Origin of the sequence: Cryobacterium aureum, assembly GCF_002954245.1 — a bacterium.
Classification (GTDB): domain Bacteria; phylum Actinomycetota; class Actinomycetes; order Actinomycetales; family Microbacteriaceae; genus Cryobacterium; species Cryobacterium aureum.
In genome coordinates, this window is record NZ_PPTG01000009.1 from 324,436 (window position 1) to 351,329 (window position 26,894).

The 26,894-nt window shown below is 65.1% G+C and carries 28 protein-coding genes and 1 pseudogene; 14 read left to right on the top strand and 15 right to left on the bottom strand.

Annotated features, from left to right (window positions below; translation table 11 throughout):
- The first annotated feature begins 34 nt into the window (after positions 1 to 34).
- Positions 35 to 895: a 3-methyladenine DNA glycosylase gene (locus CJ028_RS04480; protein WP_105034064.1), complete on the top strand. Its 861-nt coding sequence runs from the start codon at positions 35 to 37 to the stop codon at positions 893 to 895.
- A gap of 245 nt (positions 896 to 1,140) precedes the next feature.
- A complete protein-coding gene (locus CJ028_RS04485; RefSeq protein WP_105034065.1) occupies positions 1,141 to 1,683 on the top strand; it encodes a hypothetical protein in 543 nt (180 codons plus the stop codon).
- 55 nt (positions 1,684 to 1,738) lie between these two features.
- On the opposite strand, the gene CJ028_RS04490 is transcribed toward CJ028_RS04485, so the two are convergent.
- Positions 1,739 to 2,140 (bottom strand): ankyrin repeat domain-containing protein, encoded by a 402-nt coding sequence (locus tag CJ028_RS04490; protein ID WP_205683933.1) that lies wholly within the window; start codon positions 2,138 to 2,140, stop codon positions 1,739 to 1,741.
- A gap of 131 nt (positions 2,141 to 2,271) precedes the next feature.
- Here CJ028_RS04490 and CJ028_RS04495 point away from each other — a divergent pair, with 131 nt between their 5' ends.
- Positions 2,272 to 2,904, top strand: coding sequence for a hypothetical protein (locus CJ028_RS04495; RefSeq protein ID WP_105034066.1), 633 nt, complete (start codon positions 2,272 to 2,274; stop codon positions 2,902 to 2,904).
- Positions 2,905 to 3,046: 142 nt separating this feature from the next.
- On the opposite strand, the gene CJ028_RS21140 is transcribed toward CJ028_RS04495, so the two are convergent.
- Complete coding sequence (locus CJ028_RS21140; RefSeq protein WP_205683934.1) at positions 3,047 to 3,796, bottom strand: aggregation-promoting factor C-terminal-like domain-containing protein; 750 nt, start codon at positions 3,794 to 3,796, stop codon at positions 3,047 to 3,049.
- A gap of 374 nt (positions 3,797 to 4,170) precedes the next feature.
- Here CJ028_RS21140 and CJ028_RS04505 point away from each other — a divergent pair, with 374 nt between their 5' ends.
- Positions 4,171 to 4,947, top strand: a complete 777-nt coding sequence (locus tag CJ028_RS04505; protein WP_105034067.1) for an alpha/beta fold hydrolase — start codon at positions 4,171 to 4,173, stop codon at positions 4,945 to 4,947.
- Here CJ028_RS04505 and CJ028_RS04510 read toward each other — a convergent pair.
- Positions 4,944 to 5,261 carry a VOC family protein gene (locus CJ028_RS04510; RefSeq protein ID WP_240607083.1) on the bottom strand — a complete coding sequence of 106 codons (318 nt, stop codon included), beginning with the start codon at positions 5,259 to 5,261 and terminating at the stop codon, positions 4,944 to 4,946. The two genes, CJ028_RS04505 and CJ028_RS04510, sit on opposite strands and share 4 nt — an antisense overlap.
- 277 nt (positions 5,262 to 5,538) lie before the next feature.
- On the opposite strand from CJ028_RS04510, the gene CJ028_RS04515 reads away from it, so the two are divergent.
- Positions 5,539 to 7,416: a DEAD/DEAH box helicase gene (locus CJ028_RS04515; RefSeq protein WP_105034068.1), complete on the top strand. Its 1,878-nt coding sequence runs from the start codon at positions 5,539 to 5,541 to the stop codon at positions 7,414 to 7,416.
- Positions 7,417 to 7,583: 167 nt separating this feature from the next.
- On the opposite strand, the gene CJ028_RS04520 is transcribed toward CJ028_RS04515, so the two are convergent.
- The 4 genes from CJ028_RS04520 to CJ028_RS04535 all read right to left on the bottom strand — a co-directional run bounded on the left by CJ028_RS04520 (position 7,584) and on the right by CJ028_RS04535 (position 11,166).
- On the bottom strand, positions 7,584 to 8,615 hold the full coding sequence (locus CJ028_RS04520; RefSeq protein WP_105034069.1) for an NADPH:quinone reductase: 1,032 nt from the start codon (positions 8,613 to 8,615) through the stop codon (positions 7,584 to 7,586).
- Between the two features lie 156 nt (positions 8,616 to 8,771).
- Positions 8,772 to 9,401 (bottom strand): DnaJ family domain-containing protein, encoded by a 630-nt coding sequence (locus tag CJ028_RS04525; RefSeq protein ID WP_240607084.1) that lies wholly within the window; start codon positions 9,399 to 9,401, stop codon positions 8,772 to 8,774.
- An 80-nt stretch (positions 9,402 to 9,481) separates the two neighbouring features.
- Positions 9,482 to 10,273: an ABC transporter permease gene (locus CJ028_RS04530; RefSeq protein WP_105034070.1), complete on the bottom strand. Its 792-nt coding sequence runs from the start codon at positions 10,271 to 10,273 to the stop codon at positions 9,482 to 9,484.
- Positions 10,270 to 11,166 (bottom strand): ABC transporter ATP-binding protein, encoded by an 897-nt coding sequence (locus CJ028_RS04535; RefSeq protein WP_105034071.1) that lies wholly within the window; start codon positions 11,164 to 11,166, stop codon positions 10,270 to 10,272. The genes CJ028_RS04530 and CJ028_RS04535 overlap by 4 nt, the downstream gene beginning before the upstream one ends.
- Before the next feature lie 127 nt (positions 11,167 to 11,293).
- On the opposite strand from CJ028_RS04535, the gene CJ028_RS04540 reads away from it, so the two are divergent.
- The 4 genes and pseudogenes from CJ028_RS04540 to CJ028_RS21305 all read left to right on the top strand — a co-directional run.
- A complete protein-coding gene (locus CJ028_RS04540; RefSeq protein ID WP_105034072.1) occupies positions 11,294 to 12,574 on the top strand; it encodes a sensor histidine kinase in 1,281 nt (426 codons plus the stop codon).
- Entirely contained in the window at positions 12,565 to 13,221 is a 657-nt protein-coding gene (locus CJ028_RS04545; protein ID WP_105034073.1) for a response regulator, read from the top strand. The genes CJ028_RS04540 and CJ028_RS04545 overlap by 10 nt, the downstream gene beginning before the upstream one ends.
- Positions 13,222 to 13,261: 40 nt before the next feature.
- A complete protein-coding gene (locus CJ028_RS04550) occupies positions 13,262 to 13,900 on the top strand; it encodes a hypothetical protein (protein WP_105034074.1) in 639 nt (212 codons plus the stop codon).
- Positions 13,901 to 13,953: 53 nt separating this feature from the next.
- Positions 13,954 to 14,088 (top strand): annotated as a pseudogene (locus CJ028_RS21305) (manganese catalase family protein); the annotation flags it as partial.
- 2 nt (positions 14,089 to 14,090) lie between these two features.
- Here the strand turns inward: CJ028_RS21305 and CJ028_RS04560 are convergent.
- The gene (locus tag CJ028_RS04560; RefSeq protein ID WP_105034075.1) at positions 14,091 to 14,744 is read right to left on the bottom strand and encodes an IMPACT family protein; all 654 of its coding nucleotides are present in this window, start codon (positions 14,742 to 14,744) and stop codon (positions 14,091 to 14,093) included.
- Positions 14,745 to 15,001: 257 nt separating this feature from the next.
- A complete protein-coding gene (locus CJ028_RS04565) occupies positions 15,002 to 16,030 on the bottom strand; it encodes an EamA family transporter (protein ID WP_105034076.1) in 1,029 nt (342 codons plus the stop codon).
- 85 nt (positions 16,031 to 16,115) lie between these two features.
- Between CJ028_RS04565 and CJ028_RS04570 the strand changes: the two genes are divergently transcribed.
- On the top strand, positions 16,116 to 16,700 hold the full coding sequence (locus CJ028_RS04570; protein WP_105034077.1) for a CGNR zinc finger domain-containing protein: 585 nt from the start codon (positions 16,116 to 16,118) through the stop codon (positions 16,698 to 16,700).
- On the opposite strand, the gene CJ028_RS04575 is transcribed toward CJ028_RS04570, so the two are convergent.
- Complete coding sequence (locus CJ028_RS04575) at positions 16,678 to 17,649, bottom strand: NAD(P)-dependent alcohol dehydrogenase (RefSeq protein WP_105034078.1); 972 nt, start codon at positions 17,647 to 17,649, stop codon at positions 16,678 to 16,680. The two genes, CJ028_RS04570 and CJ028_RS04575, sit on opposite strands and share 23 nt — an antisense overlap.
- Before the next feature lie 99 nt (positions 17,650 to 17,748).
- Between CJ028_RS04575 and CJ028_RS04580 the strand changes: the two genes are divergently transcribed.
- Positions 17,749 to 18,264: an FBP domain-containing protein gene (locus CJ028_RS04580; protein WP_439099026.1), complete on the top strand. Its 516-nt coding sequence runs from the start codon at positions 17,749 to 17,751 to the stop codon at positions 18,262 to 18,264.
- A 548-nt stretch (positions 18,265 to 18,812) separates the two neighbouring features.
- Positions 18,813 to 20,363, top strand: a complete 1,551-nt coding sequence (locus CJ028_RS04585; protein ID WP_439099028.1) for an HNH endonuclease signature motif containing protein — start codon at positions 18,813 to 18,815, stop codon at positions 20,361 to 20,363.
- A 180-nt stretch (positions 20,364 to 20,543) separates the two neighbouring features.
- Here the strand turns inward: CJ028_RS04585 and CJ028_RS04590 are convergent, their stop codons facing one another.
- The 5 genes from CJ028_RS04590 to pxpA all read right to left on the bottom strand — a co-directional run bounded on the left by CJ028_RS04590 (position 20,544) and on the right by pxpA (position 24,872).
- Complete coding sequence (locus tag CJ028_RS04590; protein WP_105034081.1) at positions 20,544 to 21,509, bottom strand: 5-oxoprolinase subunit C family protein; 966 nt, start codon at positions 21,507 to 21,509, stop codon at positions 20,544 to 20,546.
- Positions 21,499 to 22,392 carry a 5-oxoprolinase subunit B family protein gene (locus tag CJ028_RS04595; RefSeq protein WP_105034082.1) on the bottom strand — a complete coding sequence of 298 codons (894 nt, stop codon included), beginning with the start codon at positions 22,390 to 22,392 and terminating at the stop codon, positions 21,499 to 21,501. Before CJ028_RS04595 ends, CJ028_RS04590 begins: the two co-directional genes overlap by 11 nt.
- On the bottom strand, positions 22,389 to 23,759 hold the full coding sequence (locus CJ028_RS04600; RefSeq protein WP_105034083.1) for an acetyl-CoA carboxylase biotin carboxylase subunit: 1,371 nt from the start codon (positions 23,757 to 23,759) through the stop codon (positions 22,389 to 22,391). The genes CJ028_RS04595 and CJ028_RS04600 overlap by 4 nt, the downstream gene beginning before the upstream one ends.
- 69 nt (positions 23,760 to 23,828) lie before the next feature.
- A complete protein-coding gene (locus CJ028_RS04605; RefSeq protein WP_105034084.1) occupies positions 23,829 to 24,065 on the bottom strand; it encodes an acetyl-CoA carboxylase in 237 nt (78 codons plus the stop codon).
- Positions 24,066 to 24,134: 69 nt separating this feature from the next.
- The gene (pxpA, locus tag CJ028_RS04610; RefSeq protein ID WP_105034085.1) at positions 24,135 to 24,872 is read right to left on the bottom strand and encodes a 5-oxoprolinase subunit PxpA; all 738 of its coding nucleotides are present in this window, start codon (positions 24,870 to 24,872) and stop codon (positions 24,135 to 24,137) included.
- A 98-nt stretch (positions 24,873 to 24,970) separates the two neighbouring features.
- Between pxpA and CJ028_RS04615 the strand changes: the two genes are divergently transcribed.
- Together CJ028_RS04615 and CJ028_RS21700 are read left to right on the top strand one after the other, a co-directional pair.
- A complete protein-coding gene (locus CJ028_RS04615) occupies positions 24,971 to 26,437 on the top strand; it encodes a helix-turn-helix domain-containing protein (RefSeq protein WP_105034086.1) in 1,467 nt (488 codons plus the stop codon).
- 239 nt (positions 26,438 to 26,676) lie between these two features.
- Entirely contained in the window at positions 26,677 to 26,808 is a 132-nt protein-coding gene (locus tag CJ028_RS21700) for a hypothetical protein (protein ID WP_276309366.1), read from the top strand.
- The last annotated feature ends 86 nt before the right edge of the window (positions 26,809 to 26,894 follow it).

The following is a 26,894-nucleotide window of genomic DNA, read 5'->3' on the forward strand; positions in this document are numbered from 1 at the left end:
CGGGGCCCTACGGATGACGGCGTAAGGTCGTTGGGTGCAACTTACAGACCTGACCCGGGTGCTCGAGACCGCCGACTGGCGAAGCCGCGAGCAAGCCCATGAGGAACGCGCTGATGCGTTCACTCTCGGCCGCCGCGAGCGCGCGGCAATCGGCCAGAGCCATCCGGTCGATGATTTTCTGTTCACGTACTACCCGTTTCGTCCCGGCCTATTGCGCCGCTGGCATCCTGGCGCTGGTGTGCTGCTGCAGGGTGCCGCCGACCAGCCCCGCGCAAGCTGGAAGTGGTACCGCAACGAGGGCTGCGCCAGTCAAGTGGATACGGCCGCCTTCTGCGAGAAGAACGCGCGCGTCATCCGCTTCATCGATTCACTGCTCACGGCGACCCGGCAGCGGCCGGCGCACTTTGGCTGTTTCGGCCTGCACGAATGGGCGATGGTCTACCGGCAGGGTGAGCACCGCCATATGGCGCCCCTCCGGCTCGGCCAGGCTGACACCGATGCCGTCGTCGACGGAAATCGCATCGGCTGCAGCCATTTCGACGCGTTTCGGTTCTTCACCCCCGCCGCCCTGCCCCTCAACCAGCTGGCGCCCACGCGAGAGAATCAGCCGGCGATGGAGCAGCCCGGCTGCCTCCACGCCGGCATGGACATCTACAAGTGGGTGATCAAGCTCGGCCCGCTGGTTCCCGGCGAGGTATTGCTCGACTCCTTCGAACTCGCCCGCGACATTCGCCGACTCGACATGGAGGCCTCCCCGTATGACCTGAGCGACTGGGACTACGCGCCGGTTGCGGTCGAGACTGCCGCAGGCAGGGCCGAGTACGTGCGCCGCCAGCGTGGTTTCACCGAACGCAGCAACGTGCTGCGCGACCGTGTGCTGGGCCTTCTCGTCTAGAGCAGCTCCGTCGATTGCCATCGAGCACCGGTTGCCAGTCTTTTCTCAGGTTGTGCTACCGCGGCGAGCGGATGCCCCTCGTTGCGGCGATCTCAACGTGTTGCCACGAGCGTGACGCTCGCCCAAACTGTCCGACGGCACCCATTTGGGGCACGGGGACCAAACCACAACGGTCCCGGCTCCGGACCATCTGTGCGGCCCGAGAACACAACGAGGCCGGAACAGAACAACGAATAGGAGCTCCCATGAACACGAATACGAAGCACACGAACGTTCGCAAGATCACCGCGCTGGGAATTACCGGCGCCGCAGCATCCGCTCTCATCATTGGAGGCTTTGTCGCCCCCGCCCAGGCGTTTGACGGCGACAGCACCACGACGAGCACCAGCACCGACAGCTCGTCTGAGCAGAACCGCCTTGACGTTATCGGCGACCTGTTCAACCTTTCGGGCAACGAGGCGACCGGCAACGGCGTGCTCGGCAACGACACCTCCGTCGGCGGCATCCTCAACGGCGGAGTCGTCAACGGACCGCTCGTGGAGGACTCGCTCAACAGCGACATCGGTGATGTTGCGTCGGGTAACGAGGTCGGCAACGACGCATCCGTCGGAAGCGGCAACGACGTCGTCGCACCGATCGAGGCACCCGTCACCGCCCCGGTTGACGCCCCCGTTGACGCCGGTAACGGCACCGATGTCGGCGACGTCGACGTCGAGAACATCGACGGCTCGGTCGACTCGATCGTCAACGACGTTCTCGGTGACCTCGGACTCGGACTCGGCCGCTAACCAGACTGAGAAGAACAGGGCGTCTCCCCTCGGGAGGCGCCCTGTTTCTGGTTTCTCAGTCGCGCGGGTACAACTCGATGATCTCGCGCATGCGCGGCAGTCCGAACTGGTCGGCGATGGCCACGCCGCTGTGAGTGCCGAGGCGAGGGTCGGCATCCGCTTCGAGCAGCAACCGCAGAATCGTCTCATTGTTGCGAAACACCGCGCACGAGATGGCAGTCTGACCCATGGCATTGACCACGGATGCGTCCGCGCCGCGCCGAAGCAGCTCACCGACGGTCTCGGCGTGCTGCTGGTACGCCGCGACGATCAGCAGCGTGTCCCCGCTGGCGTTCACGACATCGAGGCCCACTCCGGCGTCGATCATTTCGCCCACTGGGCCGGTGAGGCCGTCGCGGGCGAGGTCGAAAACGCCCTCGATGACTTCGGGGCTGAGCCCGGATGTGTTCTCGTCCACTAACTGCTCCCGCTCACTTTTCTATGTGCCCAGCGTAACCGGCGCCACGGTGCGACCGCGAAAATGTCACGATTCGGCGACCAACACCAACGGCGCTGGCCACGCTCTCTGGTCGATGCCACACTCAGAGCATGAGCCCTCGATCGTTCGTCTTCGCCGCGTTCGCCGCCACTGGCCTCCTCACGCTGGCCGCATGCGCGGGCGACGCGGTACCCGGCGCAGAGGTTCCGAGAACCCTTCCGCCGTACGCCGCTTTTCCACAAACCACGCTGACGAGCGACGAACTCGTCGGCCAGGGCACGGTCTTGCAGCAGGGCGACGCCGAGCCGCAGCTCTGCCTGGGCCCGATCATGGAGTCGTTCCCGCCTCAGTGCAGCGGTCCGACGATTCTCGGCTGGGATTGGTCCCTGGCGCAGTACTCCGAAACCGCCGGGTCGGTGACGTGGGGTACCTACGCGGTGTTCGGCACCTGGGACGACACCGCCTTCACGCAGACCCAGCCGCCGATTCCGTTGTCGTTGTATTCGCCGATTGGTTCACCCGACCCACGCCAGGACCCGGAGAACGCTGGTGCGAGCGACGAGGCCACCCTGACGGAGATTCAGGCCGCACTCAATCAACCGCAGGTGCTCTCGTCCGAAACCAGGAACGGTTACCTGTGGGTATCCGTGCCTTACGACGACGGCACCATTCAGACGTACGTCGACGAGCAGTACGGCCAGGACGTCGTCATAGTGCAGTCCGCCCTGCTCCCCGCCAACTGAGCGCGCCGGTGCGGATCGCCCCGCGGTGGCGCCGGTTCCGCTTCACCTTCGAGCCGCGGTCAAGCTCTGGTTCCTGCCTGACCAGAACGCGACACATCGAAAACCTCCTAGCCACCTGGCTATGACGTACCGCTCTCGCGCTCTAGTACCAGCCGGACGCTTCGGACTTGTCCCAGGCGTCACAGGGTGTGCTGTACCGGCTCGCGATGTAGCCCAGGCCCCAGGTGATCTGGGTGGCGGGGTTGGTCTGCCAGTCGGCTCCGGCCGTGGCCATCTTGTTTCCGGGCAGTGCCTGCGGGATGCCGGTGGCACCGCTGGAGGCGTTGTAGGCGTTCACGTTCCAGCCTGATTCTTTGTCCCACAGGCTCACCAGGCAACCGAACTGATCGTCACCCCAGCCGTACTGGCTGGCCATGAGTTGACGGGCGATCTGCTGCGCCGCGCTGGGGTCAGCTGGAGCGGACGGGCGGGCCGGTGTCGCCGGCACGGCTGCGTCAGCTGCAGCCTCAGCCTCAGCAGCAGCAGCAGCCGCGTCAGCCTGGGCAATCGCTGCCTGCTCGGCGGCAACGCGATCGACCTCCGTCGTGGAAGCCTGCACGTTCGCGGTTTCGGTTGTCGTTACGTCGACGAGCTCGAAAATGCGCTCCGGAGCAAGCAGGGTGACATGGGAGAGCGCTGCTACGGATTCCGACAGGCCCGTGGCATCCGTCTTGCCCTGCGCTGCAGCGATTACGACGCTGGCCCCCGTCACGGCCGTTTCAGAGGCGAGTTCGGCACGGTCTCGCAAGCGCTCCGTGTTGAGTTTCAACTGTTCGGCATGGCCAGCACCGCTGGAGACCAACGCCGTCATGACGGCTGTGCGTGCGTTCTGGTCTGCGACAGCGGACTGCACCGCGAAGCCTGTGCCGACAACGGAGGCGATGGCGATGGTGGCGCCGGCTACGAGAAAGCGGCTCCGCTTCCGGCTGCGGCGACGACGCGTAGCCTGAAGGCGGCTGCCGTCGGTCTCAAGGGATGTGGTGGGCGTGGTTGAAGAAGAAATAGGCCTAGCTTTCAGAGGACGAATCGCTGGCGGTCGCACTAGCGGTTCTGGATCGATACTCCACAGGCGGCGTCGCGGGGCGAAGTTTCCAGTATGCACGGCTTTCCTGAACACTTCCTCATGTTTGGTGTGCCGGTCGCTAGCGCAGCCGTCGCCATCCCGAGATACCGTGCTGGCGGGGCAGGTGGCCGCCCGCGGCCCAGCATCCGTGGTGAGATAGGGGCATGTTGCACCGAACCGCCCCCGAGCACCGTTTTGTCCCGTCTCTCGACGGGGTGCAACTGGCCACCTACGAGTTGGGCGACCCCGACCATCCCACCGTGCTCATGGTGCACGGCTTCGCCTCCAGCGCGATCGCGAACTGGCATGCCACCGGCTGGACGCGCGACCTGACGCGCGCCGGTTTCCACGTGATCGGCATCGACCAGCGCGGCCACGGCGCGAGCGACAAGCCGCACTCCCCCGACGCGTACACGATGGAACTGCTCGTCGGCGACGTCGAGACCGTGCTCGACGCCTACCTGCTCACCGAGGTACGCTACATCGGCTACTCTCTCGGCGCCCGGGTCGGCTGGCAGGCTGCCCGCGAAATGGGCGGCCGCATCACACAGGTGGTTCTCGGCGGTATTCCCGACGGTGATCCGCTGAAACGTTTTCAGATAGCGGATGCCCGCGCCCACCTGGAACACGGTGCCGAAGTGGCCGATCGACTCACCGGCGTCTACCTCCAGATGGCGAAGGCACTGCCGGGCAACGATCTCGCGGCGCTTGTCGCCCTGGTTGAGGGCATGCGCGGCGGCCCACAGCCCGGCCCGGCCAACGCGCCCGGCCAACCGGTGTTGTTCGCGACCGGAAGTGAGGACAGCATTCTCGATGCATCCAGGTCGTTGGCCGAGGCCACTCCGAACGGCGCTTTCTTTGAGATCCCCGGTCGCAACCACTTCAATGCGCCCACATCGCGGCCGTTCCGCGAGGCGGCGATTCAGTTCCTGAAGGCTTAGCCCAGCGACACGGTTCCGTCATCGTCAACGTGCCAGCCGGGGTTGTGCGCGACCTCCCAAATGATGCCGTTCGGATCGGCGACGTGTCCGTGAAAGATACCTCCGAAGGCGCCGTCCTGAGCGGGTTTGAGCACGGTACCACCGGCGGCTTTCATTGCCGCGATCGTCGCAGTGACTTCATCGCGGCTTCCGAGGTTGTGCGAGAGCGTGATACCGGTCGCACCGACGCTCGTGTGTTCGCGCTGCAGATCTTCGTCGAACTTCTCAGCGTCGAACAGGCCGAGCATGAGGCCAGGTCCAACCTGGAAGAACACGATCTCACCGGGAAACGTCCATGAGTGGAGTCCAGCCCAGGCCGTCGCGGTAGAAAGTGCGAACAGCTTCGAGGTCGCTGGTGGCCAGGGTGATGAAGTTCACGCGTTGTTCCATGAGACCAGTGTTGCAGCCCGCCCTGAGCGTGGATCAGCGGGGGCGGACGCATGGCCTACCAGCGCAGTACGCAAGCGGATGCTGCGGCCGCGGGAATCCGCCGTGAAAGTTGCCGGACCGGCTTTTACACCGGGGGCGGCCACGTCGGCTACCTTTGATACTATGACCGCACCAGACACCACAGCGCAGAACGAGGCAGAAACTGCCACTGCAACCAAGACATTCGCCGATCTCGGACTCAATGACGCCATGCTTAAGGCGCTCAAAGTCGTCGGCTACGAAACCCCCTCGGCCATTCAGGCCGCCACTATTCCCCCACTGCTGGAGGGTCGCGACGTTGTCGGACTCGCCCAGACCGGTACCGGCAAGACGGCCGCGTTTGCGCTGCCGATTCTGAACCGTCTCGACCTCTCCCAGAAGAACCCGCAGGCCCTCGTGCTCGCGCCAACGCGTGAGCTCGCGCTGCAGGTCTGTGAGGCGTTCGAGAAGTATGCCGCCCACATGCGCGGCGTGCACGTGCTGCCGGTGTACGGCGGACAGGGTTACGGCCAGCAGCTTTCGGCGCTGCGTCGTGGGGTGCACATCGTTGTGGGTACTCCCGGTCGTATCATGGACCACCTCGCCAAGGGCACCCTTGACCTCTCGGAGCTGAAGTTCCTGGTGCTCGATGAGGCCGACGAGATGCTGAACATGGGCTTCGTCGAGGACATCGAGACCATTCTCGCTGACACCCCCGATGACAAGCAGGTCGCGCTGTTCTCGGCCACGATGCCGGCGCAGATTCGCCGCATCTCCAAGAAGTACCTGCACGATCCCGAAGAGATCACGGTCAAGAGCAAGACCACGACCAGCGCCAACACCACCCAGCGCTATTTGATGGTGTCCTACCCGCAGAAGCTCGATGCGCTCACCCGCATTCTCGAGGTGGAGAACTTCGAGGGCATGATCATCTTCGCCCGCACCAAGAACGAGACCGAGTTGCTGGCCGAGAAGCTGCGTGCGCGCGGTTATTCGGCCATGGCGATCAACGGTGATGTGCAGCAGGTGCAGCGCGAACGCACGATCAACCAGCTTAAGAGCGGCAAGCTCGACATTCTCGTCGCAACGGATGTCGCTGCTCGCGGCCTCGACGTGGAGCGCATCAGCCACGTGGTCAACTACGACATTCCGATCGACACCGAGTCGTACGTGCACCGCATCGGCCGCACCGGCCGGGCCGGCCGCTCGGGCGCAGCGATCAGCTTTGTCACGCCGCGCGAGCGTCGTCTGCTCTCCGCGATCGAGAAGGCCACCCGCCAGCCGCTCACCCAGATGCAGCTGCCGAGCGTTGAGGACGTCAACGTGACGCGCCTGACTCGCTTCGACGATGCCATCACGGCGGCGCTCGACGAGACCGACCGCATCAGCAAGTTCCGCGACATCATCGCGCACTACGTGTCCCACCACGATGTGCCCGAGGTTGACGTAGCCGCAGCCCTCGCCGTCGTCGGGCAGGGAGAGACTCCCCTGCTGCTTTCCGCCGAGGATGTTCGGGCGCAGCAGCGTATCGAACGCGACGAGCGTGTTGAGCGCTCGGAGCAGCGCGGCGATCGCCCAGAGCGCGGCGGCCGCTCAGACCGGCCTGACCGCTCAGACCGTTTCGGTCGCGATGACCGAGGCGGCAGCCGCGACGACCGAGGCAGCTACGGCGCCCGCGATGACCGTCCGGTGCGCAGTGAACGCCCGGTGCGTTCGAGCGGTAAGCCGATGGCGCAGTACCGCATCGAGGTCGGAAAGCGTCACAAGGTGGAGCCGCGTCAGATCGTCGGCGCCCTTGCCAACGAGGGTGGCCTGAGCCGCGACGACTTCGGTCACATCAAGATTCTGCCGGAGTTCTCGCTGGTCGAGCTGCCCGCCGACCTGGCCGGCGACGTGTTCTCGAAGCTTGAGAACACCCGCATCAGCGGCAAGCTCATCGAATTGCGTGCCGACAAGGGCGGCGCCTCTCGCTCCGCCGAGCAGGGCGACCGTCCGCCGCGCGCTCCGCGCCGCGAGTACTAAACCCTGCTACCGGCCAGAAGCCCCCTTACCGTTCGCGGCGAGGGGGCTTCTGGCATCACACGCAGACTGTCGCCGGGCTAATTCAGGAGAACCGGCAGCCCGAACCGCCCAATCCCGGGCAGGCTAAGTCGCACAGCGCCGGGATTTCCTGATCTAGCCACCGCGGGTCAGCCCGCGGAGACGTCGATCAGCACCTTGCCGGTGACGCCGCTTTCGACGAGAGCATGGGCATCCGCTGTGTCGGCGAGGTCGAAGCGGTGCAACGGCAGACCCGCATCCGCTCCGACGGGCAATGCGCCGTCGACGAGTGCCTCATTGATCGCGGCGGCCGCCTGCTGCACGACCTCGATGCCGACGGTGTATAGCAGTAGGAACTGGTATCGCACGTTGAGGCTGAAGTGCTTGCGCACGTCGAGGGCCATCTGGTCGCCGCCGTTGTTGGCGTAGACCGCGATGGATCCGCGATTGCGAATGACCGCGAGGTCGAGTTCGGAGTTCTGGGCGGGAGCCACCTCGACGATCAGGTCGACGCCGTCGGGCGCAAGCTGTCGAATCTGGGCTGCCACATCGGACTCGGTGTAGGTAAGCACGTGGTCTGCCCCGGCAGCTGTCGCCAGCGTCGCCTTGACTGGCCCACTCACGGTCGTGATCACGGTGGCGCCGGCCCAGCGGGCGAGCTGGATGGCGGCGTGGCCGACGGCGCCGGCCCCTCCCGCGACGAGCACGATCTTGCCGTCGAGCGCCCCGGGATGCAGGCGCGTTGGCCCATCTTCGGCGACAGTCAGGGCCCGGTAGGCGGTGATGGCCGGCACGCCGAGGCTGGCTCCCTGGTCGAACGTGGCCGGGGCGGGCAGCAAAAAGACGCGTTCGGCCGGAAGCACCGCGTACTCCTGGGCAGTTCCGCCATTCGCCCGCTGGTAGGCGGCGAGGGCTAACCAGACGCGATCGCCGACGGCAAGGTTCGACACACCAGGGCCGACTGCATCGACGAAACCCGCGCCGTCCTGGTTCGGGACCACGTCGGTGAAGGCCAGCGCCTCGCCCGATTTGGTGCCACGACGCGACTTCCAGTCGGTGGGGTTGACCGCGCTCACCACGATCCGAACGCGCACCTCTCCGGAACCGGGTTCGCTCACCGGTCGATCAACAAGATGGAGCACGGACGGGTCACCGGTTTCGCTGTACACAATTGTCTTCATGTGAGAGCCAACGCTCGAGGTGCCGAAATGTTTCCTTGGGGATCGGGCGCGCTTAAAAATGGCATCCAGCAACTACCTACACTGGACGCAGTCACCGGTAATGGCAGCGGCGATCACGGACTTTCTGGGCCAGAACGGTTGAGGCGACTCCCGCGGTCACCGGGAGCGGGCGCGGCGGCGTTCCCGCCAGGGCATAGCGGCGAGCGCCGCGGCCTCACTCTCGCGCTGCCACCGGGCCGCCTCGCTCCGCGCGGCGCGGCGTTCACGCCAGAGGGCGAGCTGTTCCGCCACATCGCGAGTGGGGGTGACCACGGGCGGCCCGCCCTGCAACTGCCGTCGTGCCGCCACCACTCGGCTGTTGAAATCTTTGAGAATCTCGGTCACCGCAGCCTCAGACTGCACGCTGTCCAGCCGGGCGTCGAGCTCGGCATTCTCGGTGCGCAGGGTGAGCGCGGGCGGACCGAGCCCGGTGATCTTCTCGCTCGCGATCTTCTGGCGAATCCACCAGTCCGGGTCATAGCCACGCTCGAGGTTCGCCAGCGGCTTGCCGGCCCCGGGCAGGTTGTCGAACTCGCCGCGCCGGATGGCCTGCTGAATGGCCATTTCCACGTACTGGGCGCGGGCTTCCATCATGGATTGCCCGGCGGAGTTCTGCTCCGGCTCGTTCGCTTCTGTCGCGGCGGTGTCTGCCTGATCGGGCGGCAGCATCCGCTTGAGTTGGTATCGGGCCACGTTGAGTCGGGCGTCGCTGGGTTGCGCGTCACCGCGGTCCTTCTTGCCGGTCATGACTGCCAGCCTAGATGCCAAACACGCCCCACGGCATTAGCCCAGCCCGCGCCAAGCGTTCCCCGGCCCGAGAAATACCGCTAGGCCACATCGCGGCGCGCGGTACGCCAGAAGCCGGCGGCGAGCGGCAGTCCTACCCAGACCGCTACCGAAACACCGAGGCGCGGCCAGTCCGACCCCGTCATTTCCCCGGCCGAGAGGGTGAACAGGGTGAAATTCATGTCTAGCCATTGCGCCGGCCCCGCGAGCGCGGCGATAAAGCCCGTGAGAACAGACCACAGCGTGGGCAGAGCCAGATAGGCGACGATCGCTACCGGCGTGCTGAGAAATGCCAGCCCGAACGCGACCCCCTGCACCACGACGAGCAGCAGGGCCAGGGTCGTTCCCGCGAGCACCGCCCAGTCCAGCGCCCAGTCGCCGTCACCATCGCGCCAGACCAGACCGACGACGTTGAGCAGGGCACCGACAATCAGCGTCAGCCCCATAACGATCAGCGCGAGCACGCCAGTGGATGCCAGCTTCGCCAGGTTCACGCGGGTTCGCCGCGGTTCCAGGGCAAAGGTCGTCATCGCCGTGCGCTGGGACCATTCGCCCGTCGCAGCCATCACGCCAACCAGGGGCAGCAGCATCAGCTGCCCGAACGACGCCGCGATGGTGAGATTCTGCCAGGTGAGCGCGACTGGTGGCGCTGTGGTCAGGGTCAGGACGATGAGCGCGGTATTCACCAGCGCGATGACTATCAGCAGCCAGATCCCCGCGCGGGTATCAATCTGTTTGCGAAATTCCACCAGGCAGAGTCGGGTGAACGGGATTCCAGCGGCTTCGACCCTGCTTGGAACGATGGGCCGGGCGGGTTCGGTCAGGGTACTCATGCTGCGACTTCCTCTCGCCCGTGCTGGGCGGTCATGTCAAAGAACAGTTCTTCCAGCCCGAAGGCTTCGGCGGACCGCAGGTCGGTCAGCACGATGCCGGCGGCAAGCGCGATACGACCGACCTCCGGTGCGGATGCCCCGGTCGACACCCCGTCGGCCGTCGCGTCGGCCGCATGGCCGGCTGCGAGAAGCTCAGCCAGCAGGCCGTCGTCGTCGAGGCTCTGCACCCGAGTGCCCGGGGCGGCCAGCAGCTCGTTCGCGCTGCCCTGGGCCAGAATGCGCCCGTTACCGATGATCACCAGGTCGTCGGCCATGGCCTCAACCTCGTGCAGGAGGTGCGACGACAGCAAAACCGTGCCACCGGTATCCGCAAAGGAGCGCAGCAGGCCTCGCATCCAGCGGATGCCGGCCGGATCCAGTCCGTTAGCCGGCTCGTCCAGAATCAGCACCCGCGGGTCACCGAGCAGAGCGTGCGCGAGCCCGAGCCTCTGGCGCATACCGAGGGAGTAGGTGCGGGTGCGAGCATCCGCTTCACGCGCGGTCAGGCCGACGTGGTCGACGATTTGCTGCACCCGGCCAGCCGGCACGCTCATGAGCTGGGCTGAGACCGAAAGCATTTCCCGGCCGGTGCGTCCACCGTGTTGGGCACTCGCGTCGAGCAGCACGCCCACCTGGCGGCCGGGGTTGTGCAGCTCTCGAAACGGATGCCCGAGCACGAGGCTGCGCCCCGTGGTCGGAGTGGTGAGTGCGCACAGCATGCGCAGTACGGTGGATTTGCCGGCCCCGTTCGGGCCGAGGAAGCCGGTGACCCGGCCCGGGCGGCAGTTGAAGGAGACGTCGTCGACGGCCAGCCGGGAGCCGTAGCGCTTGGTGAGGTGTTCTGCGTTGATCATTCCCCCATGGTTGCGGCCACCGCGCCGGGGCGGATCGCCCCGGAGTCTCGATCGTCTCCCCCTTTAGTCGCAGGCACTCAGACGCCGGGTGGAGGCGGGGTCGGCAGCCCACCCGTACGCTGAGAGAATGATCCCCTGGCCCCCTCCGACCCTGACCGACGAGCCGCGCATCATTCCCGTGCCGGCGTCGAACAATCAGCGGCTGGCGCCCTGGTCGCGCATCTGGCGCTACCTCGCGAGCATCGCGACTGCCATCGTCTTTCTGGCCCTGGTCATCGCCGACTACTCGAGCGCCTCCTCCGACTCCCACCTGGCGGAAGCAACGCTCGGAGGGCTCATTCTCCTGGACTTGGTTCTCGGCGTCGTCGCACTGTGCCTGCTCCCGCTGCGTCGCCGCCGACCGTTGCTGATCGCTGTCGTCACAGCCGCATTGTCATCCGTGTCGGCATCCGCGCTCGCCGCGGCCATCTGGGCCGCCATCTCCATAAGCACCCAGCGCCGCTGGGGCGGCGTGGTCGTCGTCGGTGGGATCTGGGCCGTGGCCACGTTCGTCTACGAGACCATCGTGCGGGCAAGCGTGTCCGGCATCGCGATGTACCCTGCGCCGTGGGTGTCCATTGCGGTGGCGATCGCGATCTACGCCATCTCCGTCGCCACCGGCTTCTATATTGGCGCGCGCCGGGACCTGCTGATCAGCCTGCGGGAGCGCGCCGAGAACGCCGAACGCGAGCAGACCCTGCGCGACGAGTCGGCCCGGGGCGCCGAGCGCACCCGCATCGCCCGCGAAATGCACGACGTGCTGGCCCACCGTATCTCCCTCGTCGCCCTGCACGCCGGCGCACTCACCTTCCGAACCGACCTCACCCGGGAGGAGACGGCGCAGGCCGCCGGCATCATCCAGGACAACGCCCACCTCGCCCTGAGCGAGCTGCGAGAGGTGCTCGGCGTACTGCGCGGCCGAAAGGAGACCGGTGATTCTGGCCACCCCGAACCGGCCCAGCCGACACTGGCCGACCTGCCCGCGCTGCTGACCGAGGCGCGCGAGGCCGGCACGACCATAACCCTCCAGACGGGTGCCTCCGGCTCGGCCTGGTCAGACGCCACCACGGAGGGGCTGTCGAAAACGGTCTCCCGCACCGCCTATCGCACCGTGCAGGAAGCGTTCACCAACGCTCGCAAGCACGCGCCCGGTCAGCCGGTCACCCTTCGGATCGAGCACTCCGGCGACCTGCTGACACTCGGCGTGCGCAATCCGATCGATCCCCGGGAACATGCCGCCGGCCCGCCCGGAAGCGGCGTCGGGCTGATCGGCCTGCAGGAACGCGCCGACCTCGTCGGTGGACGCATCCGCTACAGCATCGAACCGGACGGCTTTTTTCTTCTGCAAGCATGGTTGCCATGGACCTGACCGTGCGAGTCGCGATCGTGGACGACGACGCCCTGGTGCGCACCGGCCTGCGGCTCATTCTGGGCGGAGACCCGGCAATCGAGATCGTCGGCGAGGCTGGCGACGGCCGAGCCGGGCTCGACCTGATCGGCCGGGCGACACCCGATGTCGTGCTCATGGACATCCGCATGCCACTCATGGACGGGCTGGCGGCCACCCGCGCCCTGCAGGAGCGCGGCGACCCGGCCCGGGTGATCGTGCTGACCACGTTCGACACCGACGAGATGGTGCTCACTGCACTGCGGCACGGTGCCACCGGTTTTCTGCTCAAGGACACCCCGCCGGCCGAGCTCGTCGCAGCGGTGCGCCGGGTCGCCCGCGGAGAACCGATGCTGTCGCCGAGCGTCACCGCTCAGCTGATCGCGACCGTGATCCGTGCCCCGGATGACCGGCAGCAGCGTGCGCAGACCGTGCTCGGCCAGCTGACCGAACGCGAAACCGAAGTGGCGATCGCGATCGGGCGCGGGCTCTCAAATGCGGAGATCGCCGCCGAGCTGTTCATGGGCGTCGCGACGGTCAAGACGCACGTCGGGCACCTGTTCACCAAGCTCAACGCCGCCAACCGGGTGCACATCGCCCGCTGCGTTCACGACGCCGGCCTGGTCTGACATCCGCCCCGCAAAGCGGGGCGAATGGTATGTTATTGAGATGAGCGAATTAACCGCGCCGAACCCGGCGACGGTTCCCTCCGGCTGGCTGCGCCTGGACCGGGCCGGTTGGTGGGGCACCTTCGCGGTGACTCCGCTGAACGGCATCATGCTCGGCATCGTGCCGATCAACGCCGGAACTACGACCGCTCGAAGCCTCGATATCTCGATCTGGTGGGGCTTTCTGATGGCCCTCGGAGCTGTCGTGCCGGTGTTCCTGCTGCTCTACCTCGTGCAGCGGCTGCGCTACCCGCAGCCGTGGGTGAACTTCGATACGAGCGAACTGCGAGCCGGTCACCGAGTCGTGCCTCTGGCTGACATCATCTGGGCCCGCCTCGATATGTTCGACCGTCAGCGCGCCCACACCCGGATGCTCACGCTGCGGTTCGGCGCGGAGGGCGGGCCGCGGGCATCCGTTCGCCTGCGCGGTCGCACCGCACAGACACTCCCCGCCGCGGTGACCGACGTCGTTGCGGAGATCATTCGCCGTTCGTCGATCGCCGTTCCGCAGACCCCCAATGATCCCAGCGGGCGCTTCGCTCGCTACAACTATCCCGGTGCGCTCGGCCGGGCCGACGCCCTCGAGGTCGTGCTGAACCCGCCGACCATCGACGACCCTGCCCCGGTGCTGATCGCCTGACGAGGCAATGTCTGGCTTATTTGTCCGTGTCGCGTGCCAGATCGTCCTTCTTACTCAAGCGCCTCGTCGACCGGGGCCGGCAAAGCAAGCAATACACCTTCGACCTTGCCGGTCAGTCAGAGGCTGGCAAGATCTACCGCGGCATGTCTCCGTCGAAGGACGGCACACGACTCGACGCCACCGAGCAGGGTCAGGCTTCGACGTCGACCCATTCGTGGCCGACCGACTCGAGTTCGGCGCCTCCGGCAGTTACGCCCGCCACAACGGCGGCCAGCCGCTCGGCGTCATCATCGGCCAGTCGCAGCACCGCCTCACGTCCGTAGTCCGTACCGAGCACGAGAACGCCCCGCTGGCGCAGTTCGGCCTCGATGCGGCCAGCATCCCCGTGCGACAGGGCAAGCCTGAAGAGTTGGCGGCGTTCACGCCTCACGACGAGCCCGCGGGACTGCGCCACGTCGATCGCGGTCAGCATGGCATCTGAGTAAGCACGCACGAGGCCGCCGGTCCCAAGCAAGGTACCCCCGAAATAGCGCGAGACAACAGCCGCGCAATCGACAAAGCCACGCCCGTCCAGTGCCTCGAGCATAGGCCGGCCCGCCGTTCCCGAAGGCTCACCGTCATCATTCGAGCGTCGTATCTGGTTAGGAGCGCCGCTCGGCCCGAGCACGAACGCCGAGCAGTGGTGGCGCGCCTTCCAGTGCTCCGCGCGGGCTGTGTCGACGACAGCGTGCGCGGCATCCTCGGTTTCGGTTCGCACTAGACGGCAGAGGAACCGGGACCGTTTGATCTCGATCTCGGTATCAACGCGGCTGCCAACGCCGCCACGCAGAGTGAGATCAGACATGCGTCCAGTCTCCCGCATGTCTGATGCTGCCCGGAATGGGATCGGTGCCGGGCAACGAAATCGTGATCATCGTCCCCTCACCAACGACGGATGTCGCCGCGATTGTGCCCGCGTGGGTTACGATCTCCTGCACTAGCGCGAAACCGATTCCTAGCCCACGCCGAGAACTTTCTGCACGACATCCGCACCGGTCGTACTTGGCCCTCGCGGCCGAGACAGAGGACGTCACCGCCCCGTTGGCTTCGGTGGTTGAGCGCTCAGTGAGCGGATGCCGCGGCCGTCGTCTCATTGGAGGCAGCGGCCTCGTCATCATCGCCGTGAGTGTCGCCGTGAACGTGCGGCAGTTCCGGCTCGTCGGGCGGCAGCGCCTCGGCGGCCAGCTCAACGCGTTCCTCCCCCACTGCCGCAATGCCGCCCAGAATAAGCAGCCCACCGAGCAGTTGCAGCGGCGCCAGCACTTCGTCCAGCAGCAGCCAGGCGAACAGCGACGCGAAGATGACCTCGAGCAGGCCGACGAACGAGGCGAGCCTCGACCCGAGGATTCCCGCCGCCGTGATGCCCGCTACATACGCGATCGCGGTGCTGATAACGGCGAGGGCGAGCAGCGGCACCCACCAGGGCACGAGCGTGCCGAGCAGCGACAGATCACGAAGCGATGCGGTGAAGGGGAGCAAGCCGGTCAGACCGAGCAAGCCCAGCACACCTCCCCCGACCAGCAGCCCGAAAGCCGCCAACGCGATCGGCGGTAGTCCACGGGCGGGGCGGGCGGCCACCACGAAGAACACCGCGCAGGCGATGGCCGCGCCGAACGCGAACAGCACTCCCACCGGGTCGACGGCCCGAATGGCACCGGGCCCGATCACGAGCAGCAGCCCCCCGACGGCGAGAGCCGAGCCGAGCAGCACCGTGCGGCGCGGCATCCGTTTGGTCGTCACCCAGACGAAGCCGACCAAAATCAGCGGTGCGAGAAATTCGATCAGCAGCGCGGTCGAAACCGGAATGGTCTGCAGCGCGGCAAAATAGGCCAATTGCGTGCACGCGACACCGACGATCCCCATCCCGAGCACCCGCCAGCGGCCCAGCCACAGGGCCGCCCAACGCCCGCGCAGCGAATACAGCGCGAGCGGCAGCAGCACGAGCCCGGCGGTTAACGCGCGGGCAGTCACTGCGGCCGTCGGTGACCAGCCGGCCTCGAGCATCGGCTTGACCAGCGCGCCGGAGGTTCCGAACGAAATGGCAGCAATGGCGGCGACGATCAGGCCTCCGGGCAGGGACGAGATCTTCATGCTTCTCCTTCAGACGACACGGGCCCGTCATGGTCTAAACTGGCCTATGCCACTGACAGTAGGACTGATTTGTTAAGGAGTCAACTTGCATTTTGCCCCTGACACCGAGGAGGCTCTCGAATTCGTGGTTCTGCTTGGCGACACCGATCCTGGAGCTTCGCGCAGTGGCCGTGACGAACTCGAAACGCTCGCCGACCTCACCGCCATGCTCGCCCCCATTCCGTTCACCGGTCGCATCGACGGGGACGCCGCCGAACTCCTCGATGTGCGGCAGACCCGCACCCTGCTTCGCCGGGTCTGGACCCTCGATCGCGATGATGCGGTCATCCAGGTCAACCGCATCCTGCGCGAAGCCAGAGCCCTCCCCCAGCTAGCACGCCATGATGCCTCGGACTGGCACCTGCACGCGACCGTGCCCGAGGCGCCACTCGGCGAGCGGATGCGTGTGGAGGCTGCCCTCGCGCTGATCGACGTGATTCGCAGCGACGAAATGCGACGCCTGCGAATCTGCGAAGCGGATGACTGCACCGGCCTGGTTCTCGACCTCTCCCGCAACGGGTCCAAGCGTTTTTGCAGCGTGCGCTGCGGCAACCGCATGAACATGATCGCGTTCCGTGAGCGCCAGGCCGCCGGAGCTACTCCTGAGGTCACTCCTCGCGCACGCGAATGACGACGTTACCGATCTTCTGGCCGGCCGCCACGTACTCGTAGGCCTCACGAATCTGCTCGAGCGGGTAACTTCGATCGATCACCGGCCGAAACGCACCCGCTGCGACTTGCGCTTGCAGGAATAGCGCGTCCTCGCGCGTGTCCCGAGGAATGGGAAATAGCACCCGCTTCCGGCGCAGCAGCAGCGGCGTCGTGAGTGCCAGAACCGGGTTCTGCCACAGGGTGCCGAGTTCCGAGGAAACATAGAGTCCGCCCGGAACGAGGACGCGCCGGCACCGCCCGAAGGAGCTTTTCCCGACAGCATCGAGCACCACGTTGAACTCATTATCGAGCGCGGTGAAGTCCTCCCGGAGGTAATCCACGACTCGTTCGGCGCCGAGCGATTCCACCAGGGCCAGGTGCGCGGTGGCACAGACAGCCGTGACACGGACGCCGAGCTGCACCAGCAGCTGCACGGCGGCCGACCCGATTCCTCCCGTGCCGCCGTTGACCAGCACATTCTGTCCGGCCGTGACCCGTGCCGCGCGAATCATGTTGAGCGCGTAGTGGGCGCCCTCGATGGTCGGCGCTGCCTGCTCGTACGACGTCCCGGCCGGGATCTCGGCGACGAGGCCCGTCTCGGCGATGGTCAGGTACTCAGTGTGGCCCCCGAATTTCACACCGTTGTAGCCGAACACTCGCTGTCCGACCGCGAAAGCGCTGACGCCGGTACCCACACCCACTATCTCGCCGGCGAATTCGCAGCCCAGAATCGTCGCCCGAGGCGCTCGCAGTCCGCTGAACAGCCGCACCACGTGGGGCTTGCCGCTGAGAAACCCGCAGTCCGTGCGGTTGACCGTGCTGGCAACCACCCGCACGAGCAGCTCCCCGGCTTGCGGCACCGGAGGCGACGCATCCTCGACGTGAACGACGCTCGGGGGTCCGTAATGGCGGTACACGGCGGCTTTCATGCGGCACAGCCTACTCTCGAACGAAAAATCGCTCCCGAACGACCTCGGGCACCGCTGCACGGGTGGCGACCGCGAGCGTAGTCTAGACAAACTGCCCAAATGCGCACCCGAAAGACAAGGCTTCTCATGTTCCCGCTCACCGAAACGGATATCCGGGCCGCGTTCATCAACGCTTCCCTGAGTGAGCGCAAGGCCGTAACCCTGCCGCCGAACCTGGCCGCACTGGCTTGGGACAAGCTCGACTATCTCGGCTGGCGCGACCCCAAGATTCCGGGAATCGGTTATGTCATCGCCCGCCTCGATGACAGCCCAGTCGGGCTCCTGCTTCGCGAGCGCAAGGGAAAAATGACAACCCGACCGCAGTGCTCCTGGTGCAATGACGTACAGCTTCCCAACGATGTGGCGTTCTTCAGCACCAAACGCGCCGGGCAGGCTGGGCGAAACGGCGACACCATCGGCATTCTCGCCTGCGCCAATTTCGAATGTTCGGCGAACGTGCGCAAACTCCCCTCGGTCGCCTACATCGGTTTCGACGTTGAGGCCGCGCGCCAGCAACGCATTGAAGCGCTGGGCGAGCACGTGCGCAATTTTCTTCAGGACGTGCGGGACGGCTAGTGATGAGTTTCGAAGTCCTTCGAGCTTGATGAAAAATCGCTCATTACTTCGACATCACCACGTTGGCACTAAATCGCTGCGGCGACGAAATACGAGCTGTTACCAAGTCCTGTCTCGTAGCAGTGGCACCAGTGTCGACGAATTCGGATCAGGCGGTCATATCTGCTGCTGGGAATCTATCTGAGATTCTATCGACTTTGTGTTCGATTCGCGGTAGAATTGGCATGAAGGAGGCAATGGCACCCATGTTCATGGAAAACCCGAGTGAGTTCAGCTCACACCCCGTCATTGTGGCGGTGGAGCAGGCTCGGGAGATTCTGTTGGCGGCGTTGCGTGGGGTGTCGTTCGGGCTGCTCGGTGATGAAGAGTCGCTGACCATGTTGCTGGCGCTGGAGAGTGTGGGCCGGGTGGTCGACGGGGCCCGGGTGCTCTCGACGACCGATGTGCTGCGCCGCTCCGAATATTTCGATGCTGCCGCTGCCCAGGCCGCTGCTCAGTCATCTGCAGCCAAGGCCTCTGCTACGAGTACTGCTGCTGCTGCGTCTCCGATGGCGGGGAGCGCCCCGCCGACCGGCCCGGGCGAGGCTGGTTCGGGAGCGCCGACTCTGGGTGCGACGGCTCTGGGTGCGCCGACTCTGGGTGCGCCGACGCTGGCCCGTCGGCTGGGCTGCCGCAGCGGCGTCGAGCTGGTCTGCACCCTGGCCCGGCTGTCTCGCTCGGAGGTGCGGCAGCGGTCAGCGCTCGGTGAGAAAGCCGGCCAGCGGATGCTGCTCGGTCGCCCCCTCACTCCCACCTACCCCGTTCTCGGCGAAGCCCTGCAAGGTGGGGAACTCGGTCTCGAGCAGGCCCGGGTGATCGTCACGGTGCTCGACGGCCTGCGCTCTTCAGTTCTGGTGGAAGACCTCGACCGGGTCGAACGCTCCCTCGTCGCCAGCGGCTCCGGCGCGATCACCCCCGAAACCGAGGGGCTGCCCGGTGCGGGTATCGCGTTTGCGCCGGAGTGGCTGCGGCAGCAGGGCATCCAGTGGAAGGCCCGCCTCGCCCCCGACGGCACGGCGCCCGGCGAGACGCCGCCGGAGCGGCGCAGCTGGCTCACCTTCGGCACCCTCAGCAACGGCGGCTACAGCCTCAACGGCTGGTTCACCACCCTCGACCGCGCCATCATCGGCAACGTCTTTGACGCGTACTTGTCCGCCGCCGCGTCCAACCCGGTCCCCGGAGCCAACGCCACCGCAGCTACTCCTGGCACCGAACGCAGATCGCGCGCCACCGTGGAGTTTCGTCAGACCGACCCTGCCGACTCCAGTACCAGCGAGACAGACGGCAATGGCGACGCCGATGAGACCGAAACCACGGTCGAAGCCGAAGCCGAAACCGAGGTCGAGGTCGAGGTCGAGGATAACGACCCACCCAACCCCTTGAGTCCGTGCTCGCAGCAACCCGACGACACCCGCTCCCGCAGCGAAAAGCAAGCTGGCATCCTCCGCGCTGTGTTCGCAGCCGCCGCCCGGCAGCCCGGCACCCCGACCATGGGCGGAGCCGCCCCCACCGTGCTCGTGCACATCAACATCAACGACCTCCTCGCCGGCCGCGGCGCCGGCTGGATCGATGGCCTCGACGGCCCCCTCACCACCAACCAAGTCGACGAACTCATTTGCGCCGGCGGGTATCAACCGGTGCTGTTTGGCCACAACGGAAAGATCCNTTGCGCCGGCGGGTATCAACCGGTGCTGTTTGGCCACAACGGAAAGATCCTGCACCTCGGCACCAGCAACCGCTTCTTCACCGCCCAACAACGCCGAGCACTCGCCGCCCGAGATGGCGGCTGCGTCATCCCCGGCTGCACCATGCCACCCCATCTCACCCAAGTGCACCACGTCGTCCCGTGGCGCCAGGGCGGCCCCACCGATATCGACAACGCCGTCCTGCTCTGCAACGCCGGCCATGCCAGCATCGACACCTCCGGCTGGGACATCGACATGAGAGACGGCCGCCCCTGGATCCGCGGACCCCTCATCTTCGACCCCACCCAAACCTGGCGCCCCGCCGCACAAAACCGCGCAGCCACCCCCACCGAAAAACTCAACTGGAACAAGTAACACCGACGTAGCGAACCCAGCCGGTTCACCGCAGCCAATTCAGCGCAGCAAGCTCATCGTGGACAGATGAGATTCCAACTCCGCCGGAATGCGCGTCCACTCGGAGATACCTACTTGTGGCGCTGCCCGATTGAGCATGGGCCCAGTTACCAAACCTGCGCCCAGTTGAGGAGTGGGCCGCTACGACCAGATCCTGGCGGCTTGGACAGTGTTTGCCCTCCGTGCAGCGAGCGCCTGCTCCATCGTCACGGCCACGAAGTGGGTCTTCGTGCCTGGAGAACAGCGGGCCACCAGGTCCATGTCCGCGGAGATGACCGTAGCGACCATGGCGTAGCCCCCGCCGGACACGGCGTCACGGTGCAGAATGATGGGCTGGGTGCCTCCGGGAATCTGGATGGAGCCGACGGCGTACCCGGCGTCCACGATGTTAGACGGGTCTTGACCGGCACCAAACGGTTGTTCGCGCTCCTTCCATTCGACGCCGGGTCCGCTGTAGCGCAGTCCCATGCGGTCAGCGACCGGAGTCAGGATCCATTCGCTGTTCAGCAGGCTGTCCAGTCCCGCGTGAGAGAGGAGGTGGTCGTACAGGCCGAGCATGACCCGCACAGTCACGTCCTTGGAGAAGGCCGGACGGTCGTCGACTTCAATAGATTGCAGCACGGGCAGGCCGTTGTCGATCGCTGCACCGACCGGAACGAGGTCACCCGCGGCGAGCGCACGCCCCTCGACTCCACCGATCGCTCCGATCGGATAGGTCGAACGAGAACCGAGCACCTCGGGAACATCGATTCCGCCGTGCACAGCGATGAAATACTTCGTTCCACCCTTGATCACCCCGAACTTCAGTTCATCGCCGGCGAGCAGCTCGAGTCGTTCGTATTCGGGTACGAGTTCTCCGTTGACGAAAACGTCTACCGGCGCACCGGTCACGGCGATGACGGCATCCGACGTGGTTACGAGCTTGGGGCCGATGTAGGTGCACTCGAGCACGGCCTCGCGCGCCGTGTTGCCGACGAGTCGGTTGGCCAGGGTCGCCGAATACTGATCCATCGATCCACCCTGCGGGATGCCAAACCGGTAGTAGCCAATTCGTCCCTGGTCCTGCACGGTGGTGGAGAGGCCGGGTTCGAGAATGTCAAATGCCATTGAGCGCCTCCAGAAGCGACAGCTTGTAACCGTCTGGGTCGGCCAATGCCTCACCCAGGTCGAACGCAATTGGTGCCTGGCGATATCGGAACGTTCCGGCGTCGACCTCGGCGCGGATGCGCCGATACTCCGTTTCGTCGATTGGCTTGAATTTCACAATATCCCCCGGTTTAAAGAAAATCATGAAGTCGGAGAAATCGTCCAACGCCTGGGACGGGTCAAAGATCGGAGCGGCCGCGACCCCGAACATCTGGTATCCACCGGCACCTTGCACGGAATAAATACAGCTGAAGCAGCCGCCGTATCCCACGGTCAGGGCGGGAGTATCCGTGCGTGGACTCAGGTATTTTGGCACCTCAAGTTGTTTCTCACGTTCCACCAGCTGAAAGAGAAAGGGCAAGCCGGCGACGAAGCCCACCATTGACACTAGCCAGGGGGATTCGTGGTGGCGCTTGATAAATTCCTCGGCGTTGGCCAGGCCGTTGACCTCGGCGGCGTAGTCGAGGTCGTTACCCTCCGGACGCTGGTGGTATCCCTCGCGAAATCGGGCACCCGTTTCATTGGTATACGGATCGTTGTACCAAACGGGAATTTCAATGATGCGGGTGTCGAGCACCTTTTCGGTGGATGCTCGCACCTCTTCTTCAAGCGCGCGCACGGCCCGCTCCAAGTCCTGCCACGGCAGTAGGTCCGGATGGAAGCGCACCAGCAGGGAGGCATTGGCCGGACAGATGTCGACGATGCCAGCCAGTCCGCGAGCCTCGAGGGCATTGGCGATGCTGTTCGAGATGAAGTTGGCTTCCAGGGACATGCCCTCAGCGATTTCTACGAAGAGAAACTCATCGCCGCCCCAGGTATATCGGGCCGTGGTTTGCTGCGTCATTCGGCATCTCCCGTTGAGTCCGGAATCGTTGAGTCCAGCAACGATTCGATGTACTTGGTGTGGTGATTGACCTGCGCGAAGTCGGTCAGGGCTACGAGGGAACTGAGCAGCCCAATCGTCGACTTGACTCCGTCAATGTGTGCTTCGTTCAAGGCACGCGCTGACCGCGCGATGGCCAGGTCACGGGTTGGTGCCCAGACAATGATCTTGCCCAGGAGGGAGTCGTAGAAGGGTGCTACCGTCTTGCCGGCGATGAAGCCGAAATCCGACCGCACGCCGACCCCCCCGGGAAGGTTCATCGTCTTGATCGTGCCTGGGCTCGGCATGAAGTTGTTGTCGGGATCTTCCGCGTTGATGCGGAATTCCAAGGCATGCCCGAAAAAGTGAACGTCGTCCTGGGTGATGGAGAGCTTCTCCCCCGCGGCAATCCGCAGTTGTTCACGAACCAGATCCATCCCGGTGATGGCTTCGGTAATGGTGTGTTCAACTTGAATGCGGGTGTTCATCTCGATGAATGCAACTTCGTGACTGGTCGGGTCGTAGAGAAACTCGACGGTGCCCACTCCGACGTAGTGTGCAATGCGGGCAAGCTCCACGGAGGAGTCGCGCATCCGCTCGCGAACGTGATCGGGCAGCCCGGGAGCCGGGGCTTCCTCGAGAATCTTTTGTTGCCGGCGTTGCATCGAGCAGTCGCGATCGCCGAGGTGAAGGTAGGTCTCACCATCGCCGAGGATCTGCACCTCGACGTGGCGCGCCCGGGTCACGAACTTCTCGAAGTACACGTCCGAAGAATTGAAGGCGCCGAGGGCCTCGGCCTGGGCGATGTCGACCGTTCCGCGAAGCTGCGTCGGGTCTTCCACCAAACGGATGCCTCGCCCCCCGCCTCCCGCAGATGCCTTGACGACGAGCGGGAATCCGATCCTGGCAGCGATGGCGTCGATGTCGTCGCCGGCCTGCAGCGCGGATTCGGTACCGGGCAGGGTGGGCACACCGGCGTCGATCGCGGCACGGCGCGCTCTCGACTTATCACCCATGAGTTCGATCGATTCCGGAGAAGGCCCTACCCAGGTCAACCCGGCGGCAATCACCTTGCGCGCGAATTCGGCATTCTCCGAAAGGAATCCGTAGCCGGGGTGCACGGCGTCCGCTCCGCTGTCGAGGGCGGCTTTAAGCACGGCAGCGTGATTGAGATAGCTCAGTCCGGCCGGAGCAGGACCGACAATGATGACCTCATCAGCAAGGTCGGCCGCGAAGGACGTCTTGTCCGCTTCGCTGACGACAGCGACGGTGACGATGCCCATTTCTCGCGCGGTGCGAATGATTCGAACGGCGATTTCGCCGCGATTGGCTATGAGTAGTTTCTGCATTGAGTCTTCCAGTGAGTCGAGTGAAACGTTGGAAAGGCATGACGGGTGCCCAGGGACACCCTGGATCCATCAGGACGTGATGGCGATCACATCGCCAGGGTTGACGACTCCAAAGTCGTCAATTTCAAACTTCTCCAGGACGCCGTCAAACTCGGCGCGGACCTCGCTGAACTGCTTCATGATTTCGACGAGGCCGATCGTCTGCCCGGCCGAGATCATGTCGCCTTCATTCACGTAGGGTTCCTTGCCCGGGCCGGGCTTGCGATAGAAGATGCCGGGAAGGGGGGAGATGATCTGGTGGCTCATGAGTTCACTTTCGTCGGACTGGTCAGCGTGATTCCACGCCATCGGGTGAGTACTGTACGACCTGCGGTGCTACCGGCCAAGGGCTTGGCCGACGGCTCGGGCGACGGCCGGAGAATTCGGTGCATCGGAGTGAACGCAGATTGTCGAGAAGGGAATGTCGAGAACGGTGTCGTCGGTGGCCAGAACCTTGCCGTCCTGCAACACACGACGTACCCGAGCTGCGGCCTTCTCGGGGTCCGTGTCTTCCGGGCGCCGCAGAATAATGAGGCCGCCCTGCGCGTCGTAGTTGAGATCTACGTACAGCTCACCGACGAATTCAACGCCGTTGCGTTCTGCCACCGTTTGGTGGGCGCTTCCGGCGAGACCGAAGATCGGCACGCCATACGACTTGGCAACGTTGACCGCGCCCTGCATGAGTGCCTCGTCCCGCGCGAGCATCCCGAAGAGCGAGCCGTGCGGTTTGATGTGGTTCAGCGGCAGGTCGTACTTGTTCAGGAAACCGACCAGCGCGCCCACCTGGTACCGAATGATGGACTCCGCCTCGGAAGGCGTGAGTTTCATCTCGCGGCGCCCAAAACCAACCAAGTCAGGCAATCCCGGGTGAGCTCCGACGTGCACTCCGTGCTCACTGGCGAGCGCGACGGTGGTCTCCATCGCATCGGGGTCCCCGGCATGAAAGCCACAGGCAACGTTGGCGACGTCGATCAGCGCCATCAGCGCCTCGTCGTTGCCGAAGCTGTGGATGCCGAGGGACTCGCCCAGGTCGGAGTTTATTGTGATGTTCGAGTTGCTGTTGCCATCGTCCATGTCTCCACGCTACGGTGCCACCGGGCACGGGCCCAGTGGGCAGATGCACTAACCTTGCAACAATATTTGTGCAAATCGCCCGAAAAGACAGGATTCGTATGCGAGTAGTCGATCTGCTCCTGGAGCGTTCACTGCAACTCTTGCTGCAAACCCCCTCATCCGAAACGCGGCTGGCGACCGAACTCAGCGGATGCGCCCCCACAGAGCTGATGGATCCGACCCCGTTTCTGGATCCCGCTGCACTACTGCTCACGAGTGGGATCGGAATGAATTTCTCCGACGAACGCACCTGGGATGCATTCGTGGAACGCCTGGTCGACGTGCCCGTTTCAGCGATCGTCTTTGCGACGGGGATGGCTCACCACGTACTCCCGCCCGGACTCATTGCCGCGTGCACACGGCGGGATGTCCCCCTGCTGGAGGTTCCGGCGGCTGTTCCACCGTTGCAGGTGGATCGCTTCATCGAAAGTGTCATGCAAGCCGAGCGACTGGCTGTCGTCAATCGTGGCTGGACCCTAGCCGACGAGTGCGCTCGCCTCGCCAATCAGGATGCCGAGATCGTCACCCTGTTGGCCACCGTCTACAACGTCGTTCAGTCGCCACTAGCCGTTTATGACGCCTACGGCACTGTCATCGCTCAGTATCCAGCCCTGGCCACGTGGACGTCCGGAATCCGGACGAAGCCACAAGCCGGCGTGTTGAACATTCCTCTGCCCATGGGGCTCAACAACCCGTGTCGCCTCGCCATTCGGGAGACGGACAGCGACAACCCCCTAGCCTCCCTCCTCGGCCCGGTCGCCTCAATTATCGCGTTGCAGCTGAACCGCTCGGTCAGTGTCGATGCCAGCCGCCAGCAGGAGATCAAAAGCTTCGTCCTGGCCTGCGAGTCGTGGGAAGAGGCAACACACCTCGATGTACGTCGTGCATTTCAGGACATCGGGCTGGATCCGCGGGTCGCGACATCCGTTCTGGTTGCCGATATGAGCGGGGAATTCGCGTCGACGTCGTGGCAGCTGCGGGTGGCGCTTCACGAGAAGTTTCATACCGTTCGGGTGACCGAATTCACCGATCGACTCGTGGCGTTTGCGCAGAATCCGCGCGAAGACTTCGACGCCGTTGCCGAGCGCCTGCTGCAGATCCACGATAAGCAACCCCTCGTGCTGACGACCGCGACGTTGAGCCTGTTCGAGCTGCGTCTGTCAGTGGTGCACTCCCTGCAACTGGTCCGACGCATCGACCGCCCGCACCTCGCTCCCGCGCTGGGTCTCAGCGCGGTGGTCAGCGCGACCGCCGGGCGCGGAGCGAAAGAAGCGGCTCGTAAGTTACTGGTGCCGCTTCGGGAACACGATTCGAAGCGCGATGGCCCGTTATTGGAGACCCTGCGCACGTATCTCGACAACGACGCGCAGCCGTCGAAGACCTGCAACGCCCTGTTCATCCACCGAAACTCGCTCAACTATCGGCTGCGCAAGATTGAGACACTTCTGCTGCTCAACCTCAATTCGGTCGAGGGTCAGGCCACCTGTCTGTTCGCCCTGCGACTGGTCGATGTCGGAGACCAATAGGCCGACGCAGAACAGCGTGGCAGCGCCGAAGCACTCTCACGCCGTTCCGTGCGGCCGAATCAGGCGGTGGTGGCGACCAGCGCAGTCTTCGACGTCGTCGTGTTCCACAGCCGGCGTACACAGCGGATGCGACGACAGCGGTCAGGATCGGACCCCACGTCGCCCCGACCCCGGCGAGGTCCGGCGCAGGCCAGGCCCGCTCAGGCATGATCTTGGACCAAATCTCGAAGTTACCGTTCATGTTTTCGTACGGTCCGGAGCAGAAGCCGGTCACGGCGTTCGGCCAGCCCGCGTTGACGACCGTTCCCCCCGGGCGGATGTCGGCGGCGACGGCCGTCGCCACGACCGGGGCCGATCCGGCCCGGTCGTAGTGAATGCCAGTGGCCCTTGTTCTGGGCGAAAGCGATGACCCCACCGCCCGAGAAGATCGGGCGGATAAAGCTCACGTCGTTGACGT

Bases quoted from the DNA above. Each gene is read 5' to 3' on its own strand.
- CJ028_RS04590 (WP_105034081.1), bottom strand. From the start codon at position 21,509: ATGGCATTTGACATTCTCGAACCCGGCCTCTCCACCACCGTGCAGGAC.
- CJ028_RS04575 (WP_105034078.1), bottom strand. From the start codon at position 17,649: ATGAAAGCCGCCGTGTACCGCCATTACGGACCCCCGAGCGTCGTTCAC.
- CJ028_RS04565 (WP_105034076.1), bottom strand. From the start codon at position 16,030: ATGAAGATCTCGTCCCTGCCCGGAGGCCTGATCGTCGCCGCCATTGCT.
- CJ028_RS04595 (WP_105034082.1), bottom strand. From the start codon at position 22,392: ATGACGCAGCAAACCACGGCCCGATATACCTGGGGCGGCGATGAGTTT.
- CJ028_RS04615 (WP_105034086.1), top strand. From the start codon at position 24,971: ATGCGAGTAGTCGATCTGCTCCTGGAGCGTTCACTGCAACTCTTGCTG.
- CJ028_RS04485 (WP_105034065.1), top strand. From the start codon at position 1,141: ATGAACACGAATACGAAGCACACGAACGTTCGCAAGATCACCGCGCTG.
- CJ028_RS04525 (WP_240607084.1), bottom strand. From the start codon at position 9,401: ATGACCGGCAAGAAGGACCGCGGTGACGCGCAACCCAGCGACGCCCGA.
- CJ028_RS21700 (WP_276309366.1), top strand. From the start codon at position 26,677: ATGTTTTCGTACGGTCCGGAGCAGAAGCCGGTCACGGCGTTCGGCCAG.
- pxpA (WP_105034085.1), bottom strand. From the start codon at position 24,872: ATGGACGATGGCAACAGCAACTCGAACATCACAATAAACTCCGACCTG.
- CJ028_RS04505 (WP_105034067.1), top strand. From the start codon at position 4,171: ATGTTGCACCGAACCGCCCCCGAGCACCGTTTTGTCCCGTCTCTCGAC.
- CJ028_RS04535 (WP_105034071.1), bottom strand. From the start codon at position 11,166: ATGATCAACGCAGAACACCTCACCAAGCGCTACGGCTCCCGGCTGGCC.
- CJ028_RS04545 (WP_105034073.1), top strand. From the start codon at position 12,565: ATGGACCTGACCGTGCGAGTCGCGATCGTGGACGACGACGCCCTGGTG.
- CJ028_RS04540 (WP_105034072.1), top strand. From the start codon at position 11,294: ATGATCCCCTGGCCCCCTCCGACCCTGACCGACGAGCCGCGCATCATT.
- CJ028_RS04550 (WP_105034074.1), top strand. From the start codon at position 13,262: ATGAGCGAATTAACCGCGCCGAACCCGGCGACGGTTCCCTCCGGCTGG.
- CJ028_RS04530 (WP_105034070.1), bottom strand. From the start codon at position 10,273: ATGAGTACCCTGACCGAACCCGCCCGGCCCATCGTTCCAAGCAGGGTC.
- CJ028_RS04600 (WP_105034083.1), bottom strand. From the start codon at position 23,759: ATGCAGAAACTACTCATAGCCAATCGCGGCGAAATCGCCGTTCGAATC.
- CJ028_RS04515 (WP_105034068.1), top strand. From the start codon at position 5,539: ATGACCGCACCAGACACCACAGCGCAGAACGAGGCAGAAACTGCCACT.
- CJ028_RS04560 (WP_105034075.1), bottom strand. From the start codon at position 14,744: ATGTCTGATCTCACTCTGCGTGGCGGCGTTGGCAGCCGCGTTGATACC.
- CJ028_RS04580 (WP_439099026.1), top strand. From the start codon at position 17,749: ATGCGCACCCGAAAGACAAGGCTTCTCATGTTCCCGCTCACCGAAACG.
- CJ028_RS04605 (WP_105034084.1), bottom strand. From the start codon at position 24,065: ATGAGCCACCAGATCATCTCCCCCCTTCCCGGCATCTTCTATCGCAAG.
- CJ028_RS04495 (WP_105034066.1), top strand. From the start codon at position 2,272: ATGAGCCCTCGATCGTTCGTCTTCGCCGCGTTCGCCGCCACTGGCCTC.
- CJ028_RS04520 (WP_105034069.1), bottom strand. From the start codon at position 8,615: ATGAAGACAATTGTGTACAGCGAAACCGGTGACCCGTCCGTGCTCCAT.